Source organism: Bartonella sp. MR30HLJHH, from assembly GCF_042194195.1.
GTDB classification, from domain to species: domain Bacteria; phylum Pseudomonadota; class Alphaproteobacteria; order Rhizobiales; family Rhizobiaceae; genus Bartonella; species Bartonella grahamii.
In genome coordinates, this window is the sequence record NZ_JBHIMO010000004.1 from 1 (window position 1) to 21,865 (window position 21,865).

Genomic DNA, 21,865 nt, shown 5'->3' on the forward strand with positions numbered 1-21,865 from the left:
CTCTACCGTATTAAAGCATTAAAAGATTTTGCTGATATCAAAGCAGGTACCTTAGGCGGCTTTATTGAAAAGGAAGATAACCTCTCTCATGAGGGAAATTGCTAGGTGTATGATGAGGCTCTTGTGTTTAAAAATGGTCACGTTTATGAACATGCAAGGGTTTTTGGCAAGGCTGTCACTTGTGGTCATATCTATGGTCATGCGCGGGTTTATGACAATGCTATCGTTGCTGGCTATGTTTATGATAATGCCTATGTTTATGACAATGCTAGGGTTTATGAAAACGCTCGTATAGCAAATAACGTACATGTTTATGAAAATGCCAATATTCATGGAATTGCTGTTATTCGTGAAAATGTCGGCGGGTCTACTAAAATAAAAACCTATACTGAACGTCTCTCTCCTTATGGTGAATTAGAGATTGTCTGGGTCTAATCTAAAGCAGTGTAAATGAAAGCACGGGCGCGGCGGAGGCGCCCCTCTTTCAAATTTTCCCATTCCAAATTTTAGCAAACGTTTATCACATTAGATTGTGAGGATCTTCTATGTGCAAAAAATACGAATTAACCAGTGAAATCAAAAAAATCAAACATGCTCTTACTCGAAATATTATAAACCTTTATCGCATTAAAGCTTTAAAAGATTTCGATGATATAAAGGCAGGGTCTTTAGGCGGCTTTATTGAAAAGGAAGTTAACCTATCCCATGATGGCAATTGCTGGGTCTATGATGAGGCTTGTGTCTACGGTCATGCAAGAGTGTATGATGATGCAAAAATACGCCATTTTTCTCAAGTCTGTGGTCAAGTTTATGGCAATGCTGAAGTCTATGGAAAAGCTTTTATCTCTCAATATGCTAAAGTTTATGACCATGCTTTTGTCTATGGCAATGCTCATGTTTATGGCAATATTTATGGGTATGCTCATGTGAATGGTAGTGCCCGCGTTCTTGCTGATGCTCATATTTATGACCATGCGCATGTTTCTTATGATGCTACGGTTTTTAGTTATGCACGCGTTTATGGTCATGCCAAGGTTTCTGGCTTGGCCTGTATTTATAGCCATGCAAAAATTTATAATTATGCTGTTATTAATGGTCGTGCAAAAATTTATGGCAAGGTTTATGGGAATGCTTGTGTGAGTGGCTCTTGTGAGATTTATGGCTCTGTTTATGGCAATGCTAAAATCTCATATTGTGCAACGATCTGGGGGCGTGCTTATGGCAATGCAAAAATCAATAAAAAAAGCAAAGTAAGGTTGGTTCCAAAAAATTGTGAGGTGTATGAAGGCGATAAGCTTGTCAATATACCTGATAAAACAGAATAAAAACACGCATGGGGCGTGCCTTCTTTATGGTTATAAACGCATATAAAATGCATTGCTATAAACATATCATAAAAGAGAGAGTAAAATAAAAGAAAGCCGTGCCAAGTGATATGACGCGGCTTTCAAATGTCTATTCTAATGATTAAAATGAATCATCCACATGGAGTAATGAATACATATATACAAAACGTATCATATTGCAAGCGCTCTATGAGAGATATGAAAACTTATCAAAAGAAACGTAAATAAAGCAAATGTGTATTAAGTGAAAGTTTGTAACAAAGTCCATTTTTACATTTACGAGCATTGGTTTTCAAAACAATCTCTCATAAGAAAAATAAACAAACGCTTTTATAAAATGTAAGGTTTTCAAAATTTTTCTCTGCTGTGAAAGCTAAATCTTAGTTTTTTCATAAATGAAACGTTCTTAAGAGCAAATGATAACTAAGTTATAGCTGTTATAAAAAAGTTTTAAACACTTATAAAGATCTCATTTTATGTTTCAAACGTTTAAACGTTCATTTAAAGAGATTCTTATAAGTATCTTTTCATTTTGCTCTAAATATAACTTCTTTATAAATTAGCCGGCTCAAATTTGGGCCCGCTAAAATCAACCGGTCCATATTTGGACTCGTTAACTTTAAAATAGAGCCTTCTTTAAACATTGTCGCTTTTCACTCAAAATTTAGAAAAATTCTATGCCTTATGATGTTACAATGATTTTAAATTTTGCTTGCTTATCTTTGTCTCAATAGCTGCCCCCAATTTTGGGGTGAGTAAATCACTCAGTCCATATTTGGGCTCTGTGCTTTTAAACGGTAACTTTCAAAACGTTTTTTAGTACCATATCTAAGTAGATAGTATTCTACTGCTATTGCATTGTTCGTTTCCATTTTTTTGTGGAAGCGAATACAGTTTCATTTTTTAAAATTAGCATAGCTGTTGTGATGATACTATATTTATGCTTCTTACTTATCGTTCTAAATTTTTAGAAAGCGTTTTTAAAAGCGATCTTGTCTTTAAAATATATTATCCAATAAAATTAATATAGATTATAGAAATATTATTTATTAGATCAATTTTTTATTATAATTACAGCTTGCAATAAATACATATTGACATTTTTAATAATTTTATTTATATACCATAATTAATATTATTCTATATTAAAATAAAACTAAATGAAGCTTATAAATTTACGTTTTATGCTAATGTGGGAAAGAAGTAATTAATATGTTATATTTTTATATATAGGAGGGAAAAATGCTCACAGCATTATTTATATCTATTTTTTCTATATCAACAGTTGTTTTACCTTTAATATCAGCGCTTGTTCCTTTTTATCCATAGAATGAGCTTTTAATAAAATAAGTAAAAGATGTATGCAATGTTATTAGTGTTTTTTTTGTGTTTATTATTATTAAGATTTTTGCGTTAAATATTATTGTAGTTACTGAGTATTTTCTGTGATTTTATAGAGGAGCTTTTTGATCTTTTCTATTTAACTTTAACTGTCAACATATTTGTAAAATATATAATTATGCTCCTCTATAAAAAGACTTTCTTTTTCTGAAAGCAGTATAGCATATTGCTTTCATTGCTTAAAAACATCTATATTTACTAAACTCTTGCGTGTAATATCTTTGATTGTCTGAGTACCGGTCAGTGTCATAGCTACCCGCATTTCATTGGCAAAAAGATCAAGGAGATGCATAACACCTTTCTTACCTGCTGCTGCAAGCGCATAAACAAAAGCACGGCCAATCATAACAGCATCCGCACCTTGTGCTATCATGCGTACAACATCAAGACCAGAACGAACACCTGAGTCCGCTAAAATAGTCAAATGATCCTTTACAGCATCCGCAATAGCAGGCAACGCTCGTGTTGTTGATAATACACCATCAAGCTGACGTCCGCCGTGATTAGAAACAACAATACCATCCGCACCAAATTTTACTGCTTCTCGTGCATCTTCTGGATCAAGAATACCTTTCAAAATCATTTTTCCTTTCCAAAAATCGCGAATCCATTGTAAATCATGCCAACCAATTGATGGATCAAAATTTGCACCAAGCCAACCAACGTAATCATCCAATGCAATTTTCTTTTTGAGATAAGTGGAGACATTTCCAAGATCATGGGGGCGCCCCATAACACCAACGTTCCAAGCCCAATATGGATGAGTAAACGCTTGTAAAAAACGACGTAATCCAGCATAAGGACCAGACATCCCCGAATGCGAATCACGATAACGTGCACCAGGAACTGGCATATCAACTGTAAAAACCAACGTGCGTACACCAGCTAACCAAGCCCGTTCTAGTGCATCACGCATGAAACCGCGATCTTTGAGAACATAAAGTTGAAACCAAAATGCACCTCCAACCGCTTCTTGCACTTCCGCAATGGGACAAACTGAAACAGAGGATAGAGTAAAAGGAATCCCTTTTGCCGCTGCGGCACGCGCTGCTTTTACCTCTCCACGACGTGTATACATGCCCGTTAGCCCAACAGGTGCAAGTACAATCGGTAAATCAAGTGTCTGATCAAAAAGCTTGATTGAAAGATCAACTTCACCAACTTGCCTTAGAATCCTTTGACGCAGTACAAGAGCTTGAAGATCTGTACAGTTACGTCGCATCGTTTCTTCAGCATAAGCCCCACCATCAATATAGTGAAAAAGAAAGGGAGGAAGACGACGCTTTGCCGCCTTACGATAATCAAGTGTTGAAGAAATAATCATTGATGGCACCATTGTTCCTAAATAAAAAGAGAAGACATACTAAAACGCATAAAAACGAACCCGTGTACCTTCCTACTCGATATTCTCCCAAAACGCTCTATTGAATAGATAGAAGCAACAGAGATTGCAACTTTCTAAAAAAACTAATTGATAAAAACAATGTCTTTATTTCTCCTATCCAAATTTAAAATCTCACAGTATGGGGTATCATTAATAACGTATCCTCTCATATATTGTTCATGTACAACTGAAACTTTCTTTAAACGAATACCTCTTCGAAAGCGATTGCTCCGCAGCTTAATTAGTTATAATTTAAAGTCGTTTCTCCCTCCAAAGATCCTTAAATTATCGGTTATAAGAATATAAATCCTGTAGTCATTAAGTATAAAACATAATCTCCCCCAAAAGATAAAAAAATACTTTATTAATACTGGAAATAAAGCTGTCGCATACATCCAGAAATCTTCTTATATCAATACTCAAAACTGAGACCTGTTACTTATTCATGAAAGTTTATAAAAATATACAGTGCCTAATTCACATAAAGCATAAAAAATTTTTTTTAATGTTCATACTAGTAGAAGCTTTCCATATTGAATTGAATAATTTTCTAGCAATATTTTATATCTTGAAGCTATAAATGAGTTACTAAAAGTAGAACAATGTTTATTAAAAAAATTGTTACTAAACTGTAGTGCAAAACTTCTTTATTGGCTCTTAAGGATAATTTTTATACGAAATAAAATATACTGGTCATTCAAGCTCTAGAAAAATGGAGCAATAGCAGCATCCAATCTCGCATGTTTACTTTGAAAAACAAATACGTTACTGTTATATTGAATATTAGTAACTTATTGATTTATTATATTCAATAAATACGAATAACATATTGAATATAGTAAAATTCTTTCATTTTAGATTTTTTCATGATGAAATAATCAAAACTATTCTTTTGCACATCATAAACGAAGTTCGTATAGATAAAACCTCTTGAAAAAAGAAGTAAAAATGCCTCTCAAATGCAAGGGATGCAATAACTTTGGAAACTAAAAATAGAATGAATAGCGCCAATTTTGCGAAGAACAAAATTTTCTTTTATCCAAAATACACTTTCTGCATACATGTTATCAAAACTCGTAGTTTCCAACTCATTTAAAATGCTTGGACAACTTTAAACCCTGTGCTTGATAATGTGATCCAACATCATGTCCATAAAGGGTTGATGGTCGATTAAGCATATGCTCATAGACCAAACGGCCAATCATTTGACCATGCTCTAAGATAAAAGGAACTTCATGGCTCCGCACTTCTAAAACCGCTCTTGCTCCTTTTCCACCCGCTTCCATATGCCCAAATCCTGGATCAAAAAAGCCTGCATAATGCACCCTAAACTCACCAACTAAAGGATCAAAAGGAGTCATTTCGGCGGCATAAAGCGGAGGCACATGAACAGACTCTCGTGAAACTAAAATATAAAATTCATCAGGATCAAGAACCAACTCCCTTTGACCACGATCAAAAAGAGGTTCCCAAAAATCTAAAACGTGGGCAACAGCACGTTTATCAATATCAATAACACTTGTATGATGTTTACCACGATAACCTATAAGCCCTTTTTCGTCTCCCTTTAAATTAATGGAAAGACCAATACCACCAGCGCTAATATTAGGAAGATCCTCCGATATCAATGTTTCTTGCTTTTGCAAAGTATGTAACTCAACTTCATTCAAATAACTTTGCCCTTTTCTAAACCGAAGCTGTGATAAATGTGAGCCTTTATGCACCAAAATTGGAAATGTGCGTGGACTAATTTCCAAATAAAGTGGACCATGATAACCAGCACAAATTTTATCAAACTCCTGAGCATTATCCGTAATGACACGCGTAAAAATATCTAATCGGCCTGTAGAACTTTTGGGATTGGCAACAGCAGATAAAAATTTTGGTAAAGCTAAACTTTCCAAAAGAGGAACAATATAAACACACCCCGTTTCCAAAACGGCTCCATCTTGTAAATCAAACTCATGCAACTTTAACCGTTCAAGCTTATCCAAAACTTTTGTATCAGGGCCTGGCATAAAAGAAGCACGTATACGATAAGCTTTCTCCCCTAAACGAAGATCAAGGCTTGCTGGTTGTATTTGAAATCTATCAAATGGATACTGAGCCTTGAGAAAGTTATTCTCAATCAAAGCTTGTATATCACTATCTGCTAAAATACCGCTTATACGCGCCATATATATTGCCTTTCCTTTTTACATTATTTCTTTTTTGACCTAGATGATAAATTGGTGCAAGCTATTTTAAGGTGATAAAAACTATTTTTTCTGTTTTTTCCAACCGATTTGTTAACATAAAATAAAATAGGAGGTATTGTAAAAATAATACCTTCCATTCTCTCTTATTCTTGAATGTTGCGCAAATGATGTTATCATAATTTTCTATAGAAGCCTTAAGATTCCTGTTAGAATTTATTATGATTATACGCCATCTTAGCGAAAATATTATTAATCAAATCGCCGCTGGTGAAGTTATTGAACGGCCAGCAAATGTTGTCAAAGAACTTGTTGAAAATGCTATTGATGCTGGTGCAACACGCATCGAAATTATTACAGCAAATGGTGGAAAAAATTTTATAAAGGTGAGTGATAATGGTTATGGAATTCCTGCAGATCAGTTAACTTTAGCAGTTTCTCGCCATTGTACCTCAAAGATTACCGATGACGTACACAATATCTGCTTCCTTGGGTTTAGAGGAGAAGCCCTCCCCTCTATTGGTTCTGTTGCTAAACTTAAACTCATTTCACGAACAAAAGATGCTGAGAGCGCTGCTGAAATTTCCGTTACTGCAGGAAAAATTGTAGGACCCAAACCAGCTGCTGCAAACCTTGGAACAATTGTTGAAGTTCGTGATCTTTTCTTTGTCACGCCGGCACGATTAAAATTTATGAAAACTGATCGAGCTGAAACAAATGCTATTAGCGATATGATTAAGCGAATTGCTATCGCATTTCCACATATCCGCTTTTCTCTTTCAGGACTAGACAGAACATCTATGGAACTGTCCGCTACAGAAAATAATATTCAAGGGCAATTACAACGTATTACGCAAATTATGGGAAAAGAATTTGCCCCTAATAGCATCGCACTGAATGCTGAACGCGAAGCAGTGCGCTTAACGGGTTTTGCCTGTTTGCCATCTTTCAACCGAAATAATAGTCTTCATCAATTTGCTTATGTTAATGGGCGTCCTGTGCGTGATAAATTTCTATGGGGCGCTATCCGAGGCGCTTATGCTGATGTCATAACACGAGATCGTTATCCTGTCGCTATTCTTTTTATTGATCTTCCACCTGCTGAGGTAGACGTTAATGTACATCCAGCCAAAGCTGATGTACGATTCCGTGATCCAGGATTAATTCGTGGTTTGATCGTTGGAGCTATTCGTGAGGCATTACAGCAATCTGGTATTCGTCCTACTTCAACCCGTTCTGAAGCAACGCTAGCTGCATTTCAAATACAAAAACCATTGGTACAACAACCGTTAGGCAATTTTAAAAACACGCACCAGTCCGCTTCTTATAGCCCACAACCTCATCATTTTGCCGCTACTTCAATGGTTCACAAACCATTGGATATTACTAGTTCTTTTGGTTTAAAAGAAGATGCTACTCCTATTATGGAGGGCTTAAATATACCAAGTGGGGATACATACATTCCAAACACTACATCTTCATCAGAAGAGTTATCTTATCCTTTAGGAGCGGCCAGAGCACAAATCCATAAAAACTATATTATCGCCCAAACACAAGATAGTTTGATCATTGTCGACCAGCATGCAGCTCACGAACGATTGGTTTATGAAGCACTCAAAAATGCACTTTATTCCAAACCGCTTCCTTCACAGTTATTACTTATTCCTGAAATTGTAGAACTCTCTGAAGAGGATGCAACATGCCTTTTAACGCATAAAGATGCTTTGCAAAAATTTGGATTAGGAATAGAACCATTTGGACCAGGAGCAATTGTTGTGCGTGAAACACCTTCCATGTTAGGAGAGATCAACGTCCAAGCCCTTATTAAAGATCTTGCAGATGAAGCCGCTGAGTATGATACAACAAACAATTTAAAAGCAATGCTTGATTATGTTGCAGCAACGATGGCTTGTCACGGTTCAATACGGTCAGGGCGCCTTTTACGCCCCGAAGAAATGAACACACTGTTACGACAAATGGAGGCAATACCCAATACAAGTACATGTAATCATGGACGCCCTACTTATATTGAACTCAAATTGGCAGATATAGAACGGCTATTTGGCAGAAAATAAACTCTTAACTATTTTGACAAGAAAAATATTTTTAAATTAACTCTCGACTCTATAATATATCTTATGGCACTTTTCTTGAATCTCTTGTATCAGTAAAAAGGAATTATAATGTTTTCCGATAGTGAACGCGAAGCAAAAATTCATTATTCTAATAATGGATATGACATTATAGAATATGGTTCCTATACCATTTGTGCTGTTAGCGGACAAAAAATCCCTATAGATGATTTAAAATATTGGAATCATCACCGTCAAGAAGCATATGCTAGTTGTGAAATCTCCTATCAACGCGAACTTGAGTGCAACCCATATCTCAAGCAATTGTTAAAAACAAAAGAAAAATAAACCCTCGAAAGCTATAAATTTAGCCTTTACCTTTTAGACAAGAAAATTCAAGGGAACGTTTTCTAAAGCGGGTCATGACCTCCTCAAGGACCATACGACAGAAATCTTTTTGAACAAAATCAACATTCACATCAAAGACAATAAGATTTTTCAAATCTTTTTGCGTGTGAATTGTCTGTATACGGATATAATCTTTAGCTGTTGTTGCTAGCCATAAATTGTGCATTTTAGCCTTTTGTATAAGGCTTTTTAAATTTTTATCTGTGAAAAAATAGTGGTCTGGATACATGTAAGTTTGCACCACATGACCAGATAATTCTTTAATAGATTTAAAAAATTTATCTGGATTGCCAATACCGGCAAATGCCAAAAATGATTTCCCTGAAACCTCATCAGAGGCAATGGCTTTAAGATGAGCACGATATAAAGGCTTTCCAGTACGAGAAACAAGAAAAAAAACATTATCAGGTGCATCGGAATGACCAATCAATAAAACACTATCCATAAAAGAAAACTGCGTTTTTAATGGTACGCGCAAAGGTCCTGCTGGAAAGACAGCTCCATTACCAAAACCGCGCATCGCATCAACAACGAGTAACGTATAATCCATATAAAGACGGCGACTTTGAAATCCGTCATCCATTAAAATAAGATTACATCCCTCTTGCTTAAGCCGTTGTGCCGCTGCATAACGATTAGGTGATACAGCTACAAAAGCATGCCGTGCAAGTAAAAGTGCCTCATCTCCAACATTGTGTGGAGTATCATATTTCTCATTTACAAGATGTACCCCTTTAACTGATCCACCATAACCACGTGATACAATACCAGGTACGAAACCAAGTTCTTTAGCCACTTTGGTAAAAGCAATAACAACCGGCGTTTTACCCGCACCGCCACATGTAAAATTTCCAATACACAAAACTGGCAAATCAATCACGGGAGGCTGTCTTGCCATAAAACGACTTGAAAAATAACCATACCCCCATGAAACTGGAGCTAATACAAAACGCAAAAAGCTTTTATTTTTCCACCAAAAATGGGGGGCGCTAATATGCATATCTACCCTGACGCTGACGTAAACCCGTTTGTATTACAAGGGGTTGTAAAAATGGATCTAAAGTCTTTAATGTGCGCTCAAGTGCACCTGCCATATCTGTCGCCACTTCATGAGCCTTATCAACCATTTCTTGTCGCAATGTTTCATTTGTTAAAAGCTTATACACCTGAATAGCAAGCTGTTTTGTATCTTGAACTATATATGCTGCATCATGCATTAAAAATTGTTCGAACATCTCTTGAAAATTTGAAACATGGGGCCCTGTCAAAATAGCGGAACCAAGCAAAGCCAATTCCAATGGATTGTGTCCACCATTTCCACATAACGACTTACCAACGAAAGAAACTTTCGATAAGCGAAGAAAAAGCCCCATTTCTCCAATTGTATCTCCCCATAAAATATCGGTATTCATGTTTGGAACAGCATCTCTACTCCTCCGAATAAAACGCAACCCCTTATTATCGCATTTTCGGATAAGATCTTCTGAACGTTCAGGATGACGAGGCACAATAATTGTTAATAAATCTGGCAAATAATTTTTAACAATCTTATGGACCTCAAAAGCAATCTCCTCTTCCCCTTCATGCGTTGAAACAGCTGCCCAAACTGGGCGATTGCCGATTGCATTACGATAACGTGCAAGTAATGCTTGATTTTCAACCAGAACAACATCAGCCTTGAGATTACCAGAAAACGTAACAGATTTTACGCCAAGTGTATGGTAATAAGCTACATCTCTTTCGTTTTGACCAATCGCCAAATCAATATCCTTAAAAATATGTTTGGCAAGAACGCGTCGTTTTTGCCAAGCTTTAAAAGAATGTTCAGACATATGGGCATTAACCAAAATCTGCGGAATACGCATTTTTGCAAGTTCTTTAATACGAAGAGGCCAAATTTCTGATTCACAAATCAAGGCGAGATCAGGCTTCCAATGACTAATAAAACGGCGCACTGCAAAATCTAAATCCAAAGGAGCATATTGATGAATCAACCTATTACCAAAATGTTTTTTCACAAGAGTAGAAGATGTCACAGTCCCTGTCGTCATTAATACATTGATTTTCAATGATAAAATATAATTTATAAGTGGAACAAGTGCAAGTGTTTCTCCAACACTTGCTGCATGCAACCAAACTAACGAACCTTGGGGGCGTACATGAGAACTTTTACCTAAACGCTCTTTTTTGCGACACCACTCTTCTTTTCCACGAATAGCACGAAAGAACAAATAAAAAGGAATAATAGGACATAAGCAAAAACCAATCATCCGATAGCTTAAAAGAGCCGTATGTGCCTTTAATTCTACCATTTAAATCACCTCATCCAGCTATTTTAAGATATCTATATGCTTATTTTGTTAAAAAATTCATACTATTAGTTGCATCCATATTTTTTTAATATCATCCATATATTAAATAAAAAACGCTTCACCCATGAGAAAATTCAATACATAAAGGACAAAAAAACGTAATTTTATCGCCATATTTTTTAAAAAATTTTCCTATAAAGATAACATATACACGTTATTTAAATCTCTTTTAATGAAATTTTGTCACTTATATTGATTTTATCACTTCATTCTGCACCCTATAAAAAATCTTACTCAAAAAATAACAAAGCTACATTTCAGTCGATTATAATTTTGAAAATATAAATGATAAATATCATACAACCTATAACATAGATTGTATCAATTTTTTTAAGCTCACTGAATAAATACTTCTTATGATTTTAGTAAAACTTTGAATTTTGCACGTTGGTATTTTAGAGAAAAAACTTATTTTTACATATATTATGTATTATCAATTTTTCAAAAAATAATCCATATAAATATTACAACCTATATAAATACAACAAATAAAATATGTTTAAAAGAAAGCCCAATCTCTATGATTTCATTTCAATAAAATGAATATGTAAAACTAATCTTAAAAAACTTTTGAACGGTATAAAGTTCTCATTTAAAATTGTGATATAATCTCTTAAAGGTAATCCAGAAAAATCTAACCTTGTTTAATAGAAAATTTCTTAAAAGACTTAAAGCAATTTAAATAAGAGTTTTCAAAATTCTAAATCCTCTCTTTTCAGGAGATCGCATAGTATATTATTCCTTTTAAGAGTGTATATAATCAACACAAAATGATTAATTTATAGATTGTAGTTTTAAACGAATACTCAAGAACCCCTTATGAGGTAAGTTAACTTCATCAATCTATTCAGTTTCTCTAAACTTCTAATTTTGGTAAGTTTCTAGCGACTTTCATGGTTTCTAAGCTTATAGTGATAACTTGTTGAAAACAATTCCAATAGATAAGTAGGGAGTGCTAATAATTTCAACGGAGTAGTAATTGGTATCATTAATAATGCTACTCTTTTTATTAATCTTAACGCATTAATGTCTCATACGCCATTCAAGAGAAGAGTGACTATTCACAATATAGTCATAAACTTCGAGTGATCGCTCGTCATGATCATATTGCTGTTGCAAATAGGTTGATAGAACTGTCTTGCATTTTTATTAAGCGTAAAGATGGTGATGCAACAATGGATTTTATACCTTGTACGGACACCATTATGAAATGGGCTTTAGTGCCTTGAGAGATGTTTTCTTAAGAAAACATATGAATTTTAAACAACAAGCATACTCTTTTTTACGGCATTCTATTTTACCCGAAGAACGTACCTATGAAAAGGGACGACGAAACAAAAGCGTGAAGCAATCTACAGGCTATAATGACCAAATATTCAAGCTTTATTCTGCATCGCCTAACTCAGCTTCAAGAAACTGATGCAAATCTACAATGTAATAACGTTGTAATGCATTATCTACACTGCTTTGTGCTTTTGCCTGCCATGCTTCTTGCGCCGATTGATAATCTGGGAAAATACCAACCACATCTAAAGCATCAGGATTCTTAAATTGATTACTGTTAAGATTTTTTAATTCCCCACCAAATACAAGATGTAAATATTGTTTTTTTTCGTTGGTTTCAGTCATATGTGCCTCCATATCATTTAGATTATTTTAGCGCGCTTTTACGTGATTAAACTAACTTTGTTTGACGAACAACATCTATCATATCTTGACAGCAATTATTTTTACCAGCAATTAAAAGTCCATATTGATAAGGTTCAATTCCATAAGATAGTAAAGGGGCATCAAGCGATAAAAAACACCCTCCACACTCCTGCAAAATAAGATCAGCAGCGGCAATATCCCATTCATGACAATTCGGACGAACTAATACGATATCAATTTCATCTTGAGCAACAAGAACAATACGATAAGCAAGAGAAGGAAGATAATGGTAAAGACTGACTCGATTGAGAAAATCCTCTGGTAATTTTTGTGCGAGCGATTTATCAAGCGAAATTTTATATTTTCGATGCCCCCCCGAGGCTAAACGAGGAAGTTTTATCCCATTTAATGTTGCCCCTCCATCCGTTACAGCTGCATAAATATCTCCTTGAGCCGGACATTGTAAAACGCCCACAATAGGACGCCCATTCTCAATAATGGCAACCGAAATACACCAATAAGGACTGCCAGAAAGAAAACCTCGTGTTCCATCAATAGGATCAACCACAAAGGAGCGTTTATAATCTTGTTGTTTTCGATTATCTTTTGTTTCTTCTGAAATCCATCCATAATTTGGACGCGCTCCAAGAAGCTTCTCTTTCAAAAAATGATCAACAGCAAAATCAGCCTCACTGACCGGTGAATTACCCTCTTTAATCCAAACATCCAACGTGCATCCAAAATACCGCATTGCTAAATTTCCTGCCTCTCGACAAACATCCCGCAAAAGATTTAAATCAGAAGAATGATGCGTGTTATTTTCCTGCAAGTGTCATCCCTTCAATTAACAATGTTGGAGCCGCCGTACCATAACGCCGATCAATATCATTGGCAGGTGTTAAATGTGCTAACATATGAAGCAAATCAGAACCTAGCGTTACTTCACTCACCGGATAAGCAATTTCACCATTTTCAATCCAAAAACCGGAAGCCCCACGACTATACTGACCAGTAATAAAATCAATGCCGTGACCGAATAATTCGGTCACATAAAATCCATTTCGCAAATCTTTTATCATATCGCAAGGCGATACTAAACCCGGTTCAATTGCAAAATTTGTACTTGTCGGCTGCACTAATGATGCCGAACGCACACCGTGTCCATTTGTTTTAAGTCCCAATTCACGTGCTGTAGATGATGAAAGAAGCCAATTTTTTAAAATACCATTTTCAATAATATTGAGTGTTTGCCCCTCTACCCCTTCTCCATCAAAAGGATGAGAAGCATTTCCACGTAATCGCAAAGGTTGATCGGTTACATTAACATTAGGCTTCATCACTTCCTTGCCTAGGAAATCCTGTAAAAGACTCGTTTTACGAGCCACAGAGGCTCCATTGACCATAGATGCGATATGCCCTGCAATTCCGCGAGCCGTACGCGGATTAAAAATAACATCAACGCCCCCAGTCGCCGCACGAACTGCACCCAAACGTCGAACAGCACCAAACCCTGCATTCTTTCCAACAGTTTCTGCTGCCTCTAAATCAGAAAAATGTAAGGCTGTTGTATAATCATAATCCCTCTCCATCTGTGTTCCTTCACCTGCAAGAGCACTACAAGAACGTGAAAAGCAACTGGAGCGATAGGCTCCACAAAAACCATCGCTGGTCACAAGAATAAACCCACTCCGGCCATAAGCTGTTGCAGCGCCACCAGAATTACTTACACCTTTAACATCAAGAGCTGCTGCCTCCGTTTTTAAAGCATCTTCTGTTAAAAAATGACTGCTTGGCACAAAATCATCAAAAAGATCAAGATCTTTAGGAGACTTAACCAAACACTCTTTATCTGCCAAACCTTCAAATAAACTATCGGGAGAAGCTTTAGCCATTGCAACAGCACGTTCCGCAAGTTCTTGCGGATAAGACGCTAAATTAGCAGAAACACTTGCTACTTTTTTTCCAACAAAAACCCTTAGAGTAAAATCATTGCTCTCTGCTGATTCTGTTGATTCGACTTTCCCAAAACGAACTGATACACTGGTAGAATGAGCATGAACAATAACGGCATCAGCAGCATCTGCTCCAGAACGCCTTGCTGCTTCAACCAGTGAAACAGCTTTCTCAATCTGGTTTTTGTCAGTCATTATAGACTCCCTGAAATATTTTATTATTTACATTGATAAGCACTCTGACAAATTTATATAAATCAGAATATAACTCTTGTATGTTTATTCATAAAATTACGCACATTTCATGCATTTTTTCTTTTAATGCATCGAATAATTTCCTTTTTAGCTTCTTTATGAAAAGACGCAATATCTCGTAAAATTTCTTTAGTTTCAAGATTTCTCATTGCCCCTTATCATTTTAGATAACCCAATCTGTACTGATAATCAAATCAACCGAAAATTTGGCAATCAACAAAAGACCTAGCAATAACACTTGAATTTAAGTCAAAATCCTCAAAAATTCGAAAAGCATAAACAACCTAAGTCACAAGTCTTATGTCCTCTGGATAGTCAAATAACTTCCTTCATTCCTATAGCATTCTTTAATTTCCAAGCGAGAATCAAGAAAATGCCTTACATTTGTGTATACTTCTTTGCTTCTATAAACTCTCTCATAATAAGATGGCAATCTTGTAAACAAAAAAACATAAACAGAATAAAAATTTTTCCTTTCATTATGGTTTCAACAAAATGAGCAGTCATAAACTTCTTTACCCTCATGGACGTGGTATCACAAAGAACTCATTTTTTATATTTATCAGAAATAAGTTATAATCATAACATTCTCTCTCGTTTCTAATGCGTCTAATCAAGAGCATCTCATTTTTTCATGCGTCATCCTTAATCGGTTATTTTGTTATTAAACAGGCATAATTTAACAGGCTTCTTTTTCCTGAAACAAAAATTCTAAGATACTGGATAGATTTTGATTTAAGAACTATACTCTTTCCTATTTCCCCTTCATTAAAAAATAAAGAAGTGTAATATTGTCATAAAACGATAATCAATAAAACTTTTATATGAAACTCAACGTTGTATCTATCTTTCAATTCAATCTGCAATAAGCGTATTCTTCCAATTAATTTTGACAAGTTTATCGCTCATAATTGTTTTAACAGATACAAAAATATTTGCAGAAACTAGGATATCTGTATGCATTTTAAAAAATCGCTTTTTTAAACATTTAAACAAAATATATACAGTGACACGAAATTAATTTTACGGAAATTAAGAGTGTGCTTATTTATCCTTTAGAGCCTTTTAAAGCTGTACTCTTTAGAAAGTCATCATCTTTTAATCAAAAAAACACTTTGATTTATAATCATAATTGATCGTTTTGTAATTTTCATAAAAGAATCAATTATCATTAAATTTTCTCCATTTTAAACTTATTTATGTTGAGGAAATCACAACTATTCGCTCTCACATCATGAATAGAGGTAATGTTGATAAAAACTATTTAAGAAGGAGTCAAAATGCCTTTTATAAATGCTCTCAAATCAAAAACTATCGCAATACTAGAAACTGGCAAATATCGTGACAATATCGACCTACAGATTCACAAGAACAAAAATAAGCTTCTACAACTTTCTTTATTTTCAGTAAAAATGCGCACCTTGTAAGCTTTTATATATTGAATAAAATTCAATGACTTTTATAAGATCTTTGGTGCAAAATTAATTTTCTCAGATGATTTGACTCGATTTCAACGACTAACTAAAAACCAAATCATAACTCATCAATTTGCTATATACTCATAACTGATTTCATTCTAACAAGGCTAAGATTTCTGCACCTTTGTAAAGGTATTAATTTCTTTATAAATGCAACCCTTACGAGATGATTTTGTTTTCAATAAGAGCACGTCTGCTCATTTCAATCATTGCATCACGAAGGTGTAGCTTAATTTTTGACCCAATAATCATTCCAAAGAAAGGAGAAAGTAAACCAGACATGATTACAGTATGACGAATTTTGTTATTTGAAGAATCAGATTTTTTTGAACAAATATATTCATGATCAAGACTCATGTGAGTAAGAGGAAGTTTAGCATAATCAGAAAAGAAAACATTTTTTATAACTTTATCAAGTGTAAAAGTTACTGTAGGTCCCTTTTAGGTTTCATGCGTCCTGTAGCCCCTTCTTTGAAAGGACCAGAAAGTTCTACCCACTCAAGTTCACTATCCCAGCAAGGTCATGATGCCACATCTTCCCATATAGCGCAAATTTGCTTAGCACTCGCTTCTGTGTTAATTTCTTCGCTATATATCCATTTAAACATGATAATCTTCCCTGTTTTAGAAATCATTTAGTTTTATTGCTTAAGAATAATATAAAAATTACTCTTAAAAATGTAATAACGATAATACACTTAATACTTTCAGATTTACTTAATATATAATGATTAACTCAACAAGCGATATTAATAAAATAAACACACAAATATTCAGTATAAATGAATACTATTGTCTAGCTTAAATAGAAAATATCTGTTTTAAGTTCATACAATAATAAAGATAAAAGTTACGTACTATTTAGGATATAAATGCAGACTGCATAGTTGAAAGCTTTCAGCTGCTAATGAGATGTTGATGATTAATGTGCAGCCGAAAGAAATTAGACAAAAAGGTATTATAACTGTTGTCGTGAAATATATATCCTATTGGAGAAAAAACATTCATCGGTAGTAAAGCTAATAATACACTAAAGCTTTGACAATGTGTTACACTTTTAATGTAGATGAAATTAACAAATCAGCATATAACTTACAAAAATTAGCAGCAATACATACTGCTAATTTAGGTCCAATAGCATTACACCTCAAAGCAATTTTTGGCTAGACAGAAGAACAGATGGCCCCTCTATATTAAAGGGCGTATATTGTAAAAGACTCACTCTTGGGGCTATAAAAAACTTCAAAAAAATGAGAGATTCAGACAAAAAACATAATGAAATCAAAATTCATCAATTCCTTTAACATTAGAATCTTTTATTTACTTTCTGTTTAACCTTTTAAAAACCATATAAAATGAAGAAAACTGTAAAGAAGCATTTTTTCATCCTACCGGATAAAAACAAGAACTTTCTCAAAATGTAAGCGATCGTAATTTATAGAGACGTATTGCTGTCTCACCATAAAAACGCTCATCGTCTAGATAAAAGACATCAGGTAAATGAATTATTGTATCTTTCTTTTCTTCAAGTATGAAGAGTGTATCAGCTTTTGCCCACCCTCCTCGCAAAGCTTCTACGAAAGCACGTTCACCTAAACAACGGCTATAGGGAGGATCAGCGCAGATAACATCAAATGGAAGCATTGTGCCAATATTGCCAAGTTTGGTCGCATCACGACGCAAAATCCGTCCTATCGACTGTAATTCAAAGGCTTCTATATTTTTTTGAAGCACCCCACGCCCCTCAACCGAGTTTTCAACAAAAACAGCCGCCTTTGCTCCACGTGAAAGTGCTTCAATGCCTAAAGCACCAGTACCAGCAAAAAGATCAAGAATGCGTTTATTGGTCCAAAATTGTTCTTCACGACTAGAAAGAATATTAAAAAGGCTTTCACGTGTACGATCACTCGTTGGGCGAATCGACTGATTAACAGGTGAAAACAAAACACGCCCAGCAAATTTACCGCCTATGATCCGCACGTGAACCTCCAAATCGCTTCGAAGTTTTTGCACCATCCCTATGTGGTTTAGATTTTTTCATAGCACCACCAAACGATTTTACCTTTTTCTTTCTCTCAAAAGAATGCTCCTCATGTCCACTTTTTATCATTTTCTCTTTATCCTTGAAAAAGCGATCTTTCTTACCAGAGGGATGCGTCTCGTCATAAGATGTTTTGCCACGTTTTTGAACAAAACTTCCCCTCTTCTCTTTGTGTGACGGACTTTCTTTTAGTTTTTCCTTGCCTCGATGAAAGGATTTTCTACCATCCAAATCGCTCTTATGATCATGCGATTTCTCCTCACTATAGGAAGGCTTTCTACGTGTACTCTGCGGACGTGCACCAGGAGCCATCCAAACATTAGCACGGCGAGAACGCGGTAGAAAACGCTCTGCTTTTCCTTCCTCACTTTTTTCCTTCTTTACATTCTCATGAGACTTTGTACTTAATCGTGCACGACTATGTTCAACAGAACCATCTCTTGGTCGGCGCCGTATCGCCCTTTCACTTGAGAAAACCCAACCATCATTTGCAACAGAAAGATCTTTTTGGCTTTGCTTTTCTGCAACAACTGCAGAATTTGAAAATGGCTTAAGAATAGGAGCATCAAAATCTGCATTGGCTTGCATAATCAAACGCTCCCCCAACTGATCTCGTAACATCCGCCCTTTTAACTCTTGCACGGCTCCTTCTTCTAAATCAGAGAGATGAAATGGACCATAAGATACACGTATTAATCGATTAACTGATAATCCCAACGCCCCTAAAACATTCTTTATTTCACGATTTTTTCCTTCACGCAAAGCGACAGAAAGCCATATATTAGATCCTTGTTCACGTTCAATTGATGCTTCAATCGAACCATAAAAAATGCCATTAATCGCAATACCATTTTTAAGGTTATCCAGCGCGCTCTTCTTTACTCTTCCATGAGCACGGACGCGATATTTGCGGACCCATCCTGTTACAGGAAGCTCTAATACACGCGCTAAGCCACCATCATTGGTTAAAAGCAAAAGCCCTTCCGTGTTAATGTCAAGCCTTCCAACAGAAAGAACACGCGGCATTCCTTTTGGTAAATTACTAAATACTGTAGGTCTGCCTTCAGGATCACGGTTCGTGGTGACAAGGCCTGCTGGCTTATGGTAAAGCCATAAACGCGTTCGTTCTATAGGAGGTAAAGGTTTGCCATCAACTTTAATAACATCAGAGCGGCTAACATTAAAAGCAGGCGTTGTCACGACCGTACCATTTACAGAAATGCGACCTGCAACAATCATCATTTCTGCATCTCGACGCGAAGCAACACCAGCACGCGCTAACCTTTTAGCAATTCGTTCACTCTCATTATTTTCATTCATTTGCGTTTCAAACCAATCTTTGCCAGTATGTTCAGAAAATTATTCACATGCACCATACCGCTTATCTTGAAAAAGGAAGTAGCATAATCATTTATCATTTTCTATCCTTTAACGACAATAATGTATTTGTTGACTTGCACGTTTGTTTTAAACACTTTAAAAAATAGAGGTATTCCTTTCATTATAAAAGCGTAATAAATTATTCATTCCATCGCATTTCTTATCGAGATAACCTTTAGATTTTCTATACCTTCAGTAGAAAGAATATGATGACTTTGACGCCCATGGAAATAGCCCTTTTAGAAGCGCAATGGGCTGCAAAAAAAGATGAAGTTCCCGTAGGCGCTGTCATTACACGTGGAAAAGCTATCATTGCACGCGCTGGTAACTTTATAAAATCTGTATATGACCCTACAGGACACGCAGAAATGCGCGCAATCCGTATGGCTTGCGAAACATTGCAAAGCGAAAGGCTTCCTGATTGCGATCTTTATGTAACACTTGAGCCTTGTGCTATGTGTGCTGCTGCCATTTCATTTGCACGCATACGACGTCTCTATTACGCAACAAATGATCCCAAAGGGGGGGCTATAGAAAATGGTCCTCGTTTTTATCAGCAACCAACCTGTCATCACAAACCTGAGATTTATTCTGGTTTTAAAGAAAAAGAAGCTGCTCAATTACTTAAAGATTTTTTTATACAAAAGCGATACTAAAAACAATTTTTCTTCCATAACTTTCACTCTTTAAAAACTATCCTATTTCTCAAAAAAAGACTATTAATTCCTCTGATGTATATAGCAAAAGCCATTTCGAAGCATTTTTTCTCTCTTTTAATGCTGCATATTACTTCTATTAGATGATACATTCATTTATAAGAATAATTCATTATTTTGTATATAAAATATAAAGTCCAAAATATCGTAGATATACTCTCATTTCAAATTACATTGAAGCAATAAAAGTTACTTTCTTGCACATCATAAGCGGGATTATCTTCTGGATAAAAAACGTTTTAGAAAAGACTAAAAATGTCTCTTATGAAGGCTCTCAAATGCAAGAATTGTCGCAACATTGGAGTTTGGAAAATAAAATGATAGTATCAGTTTTCTCCTTCCTAAGCATAAAGATATTGGAGCACAATAGATTTTACGTTATACTATCCACATGAGCGATGTTGTAAAATGAGCTTGAGAAATGTTTCGTGTTAGGAAACGCATGAGGATTCTCTCGATGCTGTTGTCATATTGCTATTTCATGAGAATAACACCCCTCCTACAACAGCATTATAACTGCGCGAGAATGAGAGCTTGGTATCATAAGTAATTAGAAAAATTCTTTACTTTAAATATTTGGTCTTTTCCCTATCGACCAATAGGTGCAGTTTTTGCCGGTTGGCGATAACTTAAAGGTGGTTCAGTGAGATAGCGACGGTATTTTGAACTTCCAACTTGTGCTCTCTGACGACGTAAATATTCCTGTCGTTGCTTCGCATTCAACTGTGAAGGGTTTTCTGAATCAGCGCCATTAACTGACGATCCTTTGTGAGGAAAAGACTTATTTCCTTGATGCTTCTTCGATGCTGCTATTTCATTGACAGATCTATCTTGTTGTGGAATCGGTAAAAATCCGCGCGAACTAGGGCTCGGTATTACAAGTTTTGGATGAGGTTTCATAACAATCTGGCTACTGTTATTTGTTGGTGTTAATGAAGTAATATTAGCAACATCTTCAAAAAACTGTATCGAAACTGGTTTATCGGTACCATAGGTAGGAGCTGATAAATTGCATCCCGTTAAAACAAAGCACATCCCTAAAATTCCTGTTGGAAATATTTTTATTTCACGTTTTCTCACTGCCTATTCCATTTCCTAAGTATATGGCTAATTAACATTCCCGTTATTTATGAGAGAACGTTCCATACACAAATTTCCCCCCTGCAGATAAAACAACGGAATTTTTCTCGTACCACAAAAAACTATATTCATCAA

General features: G+C 35.4%; 14 protein-coding genes and 1 pseudogene. 5 read left to right on the forward strand and 10 right to left on the reverse strand.

The genetic code is table 11. The features are described 5' to 3' along the window. Together ACFIKR_RS03655 and ACFIKR_RS03660 are read left to right on the forward strand one after the other, a co-directional pair. Positions 1 to 435 (forward strand): annotated as a pseudogene (locus ACFIKR_RS03655) (hypothetical protein); the annotation flags it as partial. Positions 436 to 545: 110 nt separating this feature from the next. Continuing rightward, on the forward strand, positions 546 to 1,325 hold the full coding sequence (locus ACFIKR_RS03660; protein ID WP_375658876.1) for a hypothetical protein: 780 nt from the start codon (positions 546 to 548) through the stop codon (positions 1,323 to 1,325). A gap of 1,594 nt (positions 1,326 to 2,919) precedes the next feature. Here ACFIKR_RS03660 and lldD read toward each other — a convergent pair. Beyond that, positions 2,920 to 4,071, reverse strand: a complete 1,152-nt coding sequence (lldD, locus tag ACFIKR_RS03665) for an FMN-dependent L-lactate dehydrogenase LldD (protein ID WP_375658877.1) — start codon at positions 4,069 to 4,071, stop codon at positions 2,920 to 2,922. Between the two features lie 1,148 nt (positions 4,072 to 5,219). Then, positions 5,220 to 6,308, reverse strand: coding sequence for a 2'-deoxycytidine 5'-triphosphate deaminase (locus ACFIKR_RS03670; protein WP_375658878.1), 1,089 nt, complete (start codon positions 6,306 to 6,308; stop codon positions 5,220 to 5,222). 239 nt (positions 6,309 to 6,547) lie between these two features. Here ACFIKR_RS03670 and mutL point away from each other — a divergent pair, with 239 nt between their 5' ends. Together mutL and ACFIKR_RS03680 are read left to right on the forward strand one after the other, a co-directional pair. Next, positions 6,548 to 8,401: a DNA mismatch repair endonuclease MutL gene (mutL, locus tag ACFIKR_RS03675; protein ID WP_375658879.1), complete on the forward strand. Its 1,854-nt coding sequence runs from the start codon at positions 6,548 to 6,550 to the stop codon at positions 8,399 to 8,401. A gap of 108 nt (positions 8,402 to 8,509) precedes the next feature. After that, positions 8,510 to 8,746 carry a DUF2093 domain-containing protein gene (locus ACFIKR_RS03680; protein ID WP_012754677.1) on the forward strand — a complete coding sequence of 79 codons (237 nt, stop codon included), beginning with the start codon at positions 8,510 to 8,512 and terminating at the stop codon, positions 8,744 to 8,746. A 19-nt stretch (positions 8,747 to 8,765) separates the two neighbouring features. Here ACFIKR_RS03680 and lpxK read toward each other — a convergent pair whose 3' ends face one another. The 7 genes from lpxK to ACFIKR_RS03715 form a co-directional block, all read right to left on the reverse strand. Then, a complete protein-coding gene (lpxK, locus tag ACFIKR_RS03685) occupies positions 8,766 to 9,806 on the reverse strand; it encodes a tetraacyldisaccharide 4'-kinase (RefSeq protein ID WP_375658880.1) in 1,041 nt (346 codons plus the stop codon). Further along, positions 9,796 to 11,118, reverse strand: a complete 1,323-nt coding sequence (gene waaA / locus ACFIKR_RS03690) for a lipid IV(A) 3-deoxy-D-manno-octulosonic acid transferase (RefSeq protein ID WP_375658881.1) — start codon at positions 11,116 to 11,118, stop codon at positions 9,796 to 9,798. Before waaA ends, lpxK begins: the two co-directional genes overlap by 11 nt. Positions 11,119 to 12,561: 1,443 nt before the next feature. Further along, positions 12,562 to 12,807: a DUF4170 domain-containing protein gene (locus tag ACFIKR_RS03695; protein WP_375658882.1), complete on the reverse strand. Its 246-nt coding sequence runs from the start codon at positions 12,805 to 12,807 to the stop codon at positions 12,562 to 12,564. Positions 12,808 to 12,853: 46 nt separating this feature from the next. After that, positions 12,854 to 13,657, reverse strand: coding sequence for a 3'(2'),5'-bisphosphate nucleotidase CysQ (locus tag ACFIKR_RS03700; RefSeq protein WP_375658883.1), 804 nt, complete (start codon positions 13,655 to 13,657; stop codon positions 12,854 to 12,856). Beyond that, a complete protein-coding gene (locus tag ACFIKR_RS03705; protein ID WP_375658884.1) occupies positions 13,644 to 14,975 on the reverse strand; it encodes a TldD/PmbA family protein in 1,332 nt (443 codons plus the stop codon). Before ACFIKR_RS03705 ends, ACFIKR_RS03700 begins: the two co-directional genes overlap by 14 nt. 2,951 nt (positions 14,976 to 17,926) lie before the next feature. Then, complete coding sequence (gene rsmD, locus ACFIKR_RS03710) at positions 17,927 to 18,493, reverse strand: 16S rRNA (guanine(966)-N(2))-methyltransferase RsmD (protein ID WP_375658885.1); 567 nt, start codon at positions 18,491 to 18,493, stop codon at positions 17,927 to 17,929. After that, complete coding sequence (locus ACFIKR_RS03715; RefSeq protein ID WP_375658886.1) at positions 18,474 to 19,874, reverse strand: pseudouridine synthase; 1,401 nt, start codon at positions 19,872 to 19,874, stop codon at positions 18,474 to 18,476. Before ACFIKR_RS03715 ends, rsmD begins: the two co-directional genes overlap by 20 nt. A gap of 269 nt (positions 19,875 to 20,143) precedes the next feature. Here ACFIKR_RS03715 and ACFIKR_RS03720 point away from each other — a divergent pair, with 269 nt between their 5' ends. Then, positions 20,144 to 20,590, forward strand: coding sequence for a nucleoside deaminase (locus tag ACFIKR_RS03720; RefSeq protein ID WP_375658961.1), 447 nt, complete (start codon positions 20,144 to 20,146; stop codon positions 20,588 to 20,590). Between the two features lie 648 nt (positions 20,591 to 21,238). On the opposite strand, the gene ACFIKR_RS03725 is transcribed toward ACFIKR_RS03720, so the two are convergent. Next, positions 21,239 to 21,730 carry a hypothetical protein gene (locus tag ACFIKR_RS03725; RefSeq protein ID WP_375658887.1) on the reverse strand — a complete coding sequence of 164 codons (492 nt, stop codon included), beginning with the start codon at positions 21,728 to 21,730 and terminating at the stop codon, positions 21,239 to 21,241. Between the last annotated feature and the right edge of the window lie 135 nt (positions 21,731 to 21,865).

Coding starts and splice junctions, on each gene's coding strand:
- ACFIKR_RS03680 (WP_012754677.1), top strand. CDS start 8,510: ATGTTTTCCGATAGTGAACGCGAAGCAAAAATTCATTATTCTAATAAT.
- ACFIKR_RS03705 (WP_375658884.1), bottom strand. CDS start 14,975: ATGACTGACAAAAACCAGATTGAGAAAGCTGTTTCACTGGTTGAAGCA.
- lldD (WP_375658877.1), bottom strand. CDS start 4,071: ATGATTATTTCTTCAACACTTGATTATCGTAAGGCGGCAAAGCGTCGT.
- lpxK (WP_375658880.1), bottom strand. CDS start 9,806: ATGCATATTAGCGCCCCCCATTTTTGGTGGAAAAATAAAAGCTTTTTG.
- ACFIKR_RS03695 (WP_375658882.1), bottom strand. CDS start 12,807: ATGACTGAAACCAACGAAAAAAAACAATATTTACATCTTGTATTTGGT.
- waaA (WP_375658881.1), bottom strand. CDS start 11,118: ATGGTAGAATTAAAGGCACATACGGCTCTTTTAAGCTATCGGATGATT.
- ACFIKR_RS03670 (WP_375658878.1), bottom strand. CDS start 6,308: ATGGCGCGTATAAGCGGTATTTTAGCAGATAGTGATATACAAGCTTTG.
- ACFIKR_RS03660 (WP_375658876.1), top strand. CDS start 546: ATGTGCAAAAAATACGAATTAACCAGTGAAATCAAAAAAATCAAACAT.
- mutL (WP_375658879.1), top strand. CDS start 6,548: ATGATTATACGCCATCTTAGCGAAAATATTATTAATCAAATCGCCGCT.
- ACFIKR_RS03715 (WP_375658886.1), bottom strand. CDS start 19,874: ATGAATGAAAATAATGAGAGTGAACGAATTGCTAAAAGGTTAGCGCGT.
- ACFIKR_RS03720 (WP_375658961.1), top strand. CDS start 20,144: ATGACTTTGACGCCCATGGAAATAGCCCTTTTAGAAGCGCAATGGGCT.